At 63.0% G+C, this 413-nt stretch carries 1 protein-coding gene; it reads right to left on the bottom strand.

All coding sequences use genetic code 11. The features are described 5' to 3' along the window. Positions 1-168: 168 nt before the first annotated feature. The coding region (locus R0J88_RS18860; RefSeq protein WP_410900706.1) for a methylenetetrahydrofolate reductase at positions 169-413 on the bottom strand (245 nt) is incomplete at its 5' end.

Below are 413 nucleotides of genomic sequence, written 5' to 3' on the forward strand. Positions count from 1 at the left end.
GTGATTCATGAGCAATCTCTCCATCACTGAGGCCGGCGTCACTGCCGACGCCTTGAGTGGCTTGCGGGCCGCTGTCACTAGCGGCTACCCGTCAGACCTCAGGGCGAGCGACGTCACATTCAATGGCGCTCTTCCAATTACTTGCCGTGCACGCCCGGCGCGCGTGACTCAACGAGAAGAGATCCCCAGATTTTCCAGCACCTTGAGACACGGTTCGGCCTGATTGAGGGTATAGAAGTGCAGGCCCGGCGCGCCGCCATCCAGCAGACGCTGACTCATGCGCGAGATCACCTCGGTGCCGAAGGCCTGAAGGCTCTCGCTGTCATCGCCATAGCTCTCGAGCTGCCGGCGGAGCCAGCGCGGGATGTCCGCCCCGCAGGAATCGGAGAAACGCGCCAGCCGGGTGTAGTTGG

Origin of the sequence: Pseudoalteromonas sp. SIMBA_162 (genome assembly GCF_046535955.1) — a bacterium.
Taxonomy (GTDB): domain Bacteria; phylum Pseudomonadota; class Gammaproteobacteria; order Enterobacterales; family Alteromonadaceae; genus Pseudoalteromonas; species Pseudoalteromonas marina.